Origin of the sequence: Streptomyces calidiresistens (assembly GCF_014141525.1) — a bacterium.
Taxonomy (GTDB): Bacteria; Actinomycetota; Actinomycetes; order Streptomycetales; family Streptomycetaceae; genus Streptomyces; species Streptomyces calidiresistens.
In genome coordinates this window covers 1-2128 of record NZ_VKHS01000873.1, presented here as the reverse complement: position 1 = coordinate 2128, position 2128 = coordinate 1, and the positions used below count along the sequence as shown (strand labels likewise).

The 2128-nt window shown below is 75.9% G+C and carries 2 protein-coding genes; one reads left to right on the top strand and one right to left on the bottom strand.

Annotated elements, in window-relative coordinates:
• Positions 1 to 1280: cellulase-like family protein (locus FOE67_RS23660; RefSeq protein WP_228474212.1), on the top strand; the 1280-nt coding region annotated here is incomplete at its 5' end.
• A 59-nt stretch (positions 1281 to 1339) separates the two neighbouring features.
• On the opposite strand, the gene FOE67_RS23655 is transcribed toward FOE67_RS23660, so the two are convergent.
• A partial coding sequence (locus FOE67_RS23655) for a sugar kinase (protein WP_182666867.1) occupies positions 1340 to 2128 on the bottom strand: 789 nt, incomplete at its 5' end.

Below are 2128 nucleotides of genomic sequence, written 5' to 3'. Positions count from 1 at the left end.
TGCCCGTCCCCCTCCCCGCCACGGTCCCCGACCGGCTGACCGTCACCCTCTGGGACTTCTCCTGGTACGTCCGCACCGGCCCCGGCGAACCCTTCGAGGATCTCGACCGCGCTTTCACCGAGGCCGCCGACCGGGGCTACAACACCATCCGGATCTGCGCCATGCCGTTCCTCCTCTTCGGCTCCGGCCTCGACACCACACGCCTGCGCCTGGGCCCCCTCGGCGGCGGACGGGGCAGCCGGGTGCGCTGGTACGACGTGCGCGCCGAGACCGTCATCGACGGCCGCGCCCACCTGCTGGCCCTCTTCCGAGCCGCCCGCCGGCACGACTTCCACGTCATCCCCTCCAGCTGGGAGTACCAGCAGAGCCCCGTGTTCGCCGGGGACCGGCGGTGGCTCGACGCGCTCACGGCCGTGGAGCCCGAACGCCGCCCCGAGGCCCTGGCGGACGCCCTCGCCGACCTGATCGACTTCCTCGCCGCGCACGACGGGCTGGACGACCGGATCGCCTTCACCGAACTCCACAACGAGGTCCAGGCCGGCCGGCTCACCGAGAGCCTCGACGGCGACCCCGTCGGCGCCGTTCCCACCGTTCTCGCGCTGCGCCCCCGCCTGGAACGGGGCCTGGCCCGCTTCCGGGCCCGCCGGCCCGACCACCCGGTCACCGTCAACTACGCCGCCGTGCCGGTGGGGGCGATGCGCGGGGTGCCCCGGGACATCGATGTCGCCGTCTTCCACCCCTACGTCCACGGCGTCCTGGACGAGATGATCGACACCTTCGCCCTGCGCGACCCCGCGCGTCCCTTCCCGCAGGAGCGCGCCGCACAAGAGTTGTTGGTGCCCTCGGCGCCGTCCCTGGAGGACTGGAAGCCGTCGGCGGACGACGCCTGGCGGGAGGAGGCCACCCTCGTCTCCCCCCGAGAGATGTACCTGCACCAGTGGTGCGACCCGGTGAAGTGGGACGCCTGGCTGTACGACCGGCACGCCGTCCACCGCCTCGCGATGGAGCAGCGCCTGGTCACCTGGATCGACGCCGCCGCCGACCTGGCGGCCGACCTCGGCGTGCCCCTGCTCTTCGGCGAGGGATGGGTGGGCTACACCCCCCTGCACGGCACCTTCGAGGAGGGGCCGGTGGGCGCGGCCCTGTGCCGGCGCGCAATGGAGGAGAGCGTCCGGGTCGGCGCGCTGGGCGCGGTGGTCTGCTCCAACGCCGCCCCGCACCACCCGATGTGGGCGGACGTCGAACTCCAGCGGGAGTGCAACGCCCTGCTGCGCGGCTGACGGGCCCCGCCCCGGCCCCGCCGACGGCGCGATGGCGGGGCCGGGGCGCGCTGGCCGCCTCACCGCACGGCGTGGCCGGGTCCGGCGTCCATCAGCGCCAACTCGTCGCGGTGCGGCAGCCCCTCCCAATCCCCCTCGCAGGCCACCGCGAACGCCCCGCAGACCACCGCCCGGTCCAGGCGCGGCCCGGCCGCGAGGCCGTCGAGCAGCCCGGAGAGATAGCCGGCGCAGAACGCGTCCCCGGCGCCCACCGTGTCCCGCACCGTCACCCGCCGGGCGGGTGCCTTTGTCGTGGAGCCGTCCCGGTGGTGGACCCGCGCCCCCTTCGCACCGAGCTTGACGACGACCTCGCGGGCACCGCCGGCCAGCAGCTCCGCCACCCGCTCCCGCTCCCCGTCCTCCGTCGCGCCGGCCACGAGGGGCAGCTCCTCCGTCGAGGCGATCACCACGTCCACCCCGGGCAGCAGGGACCGGAGCACCGGCGCGGCCTGCTCCGCGCCCCACAGTCGCTCGCGGTGGTTCACGTCCAGGGTCACCGTCCAGCCGTGCTCCCGCGCGTGGCGAACGGCCCCGGCCACGGCGGCGCGCGGACCCTCGCCCAAGGCCGGCGTGATGCCCGTCAGGTGCAGGATCCGGGCCCCCTCCGCCCACGCCGCCGCCAGGTGCTCGGGGCGCTGCCGGGAGGCGGCCGACCCGGCGCGCCAGTAGTGCACCCGGGCGATGTCGCCGACCCGGGTCTCGCGCAGCATCGCCCCGGTGGGGGCCTCCTCGTCCACGGTCGCGTGGCGCAGGTCCACGCCCTCCCCGCGCAGGGCGCGCAGCACGGTCCGGCCGGGCTCGTCCGCCCC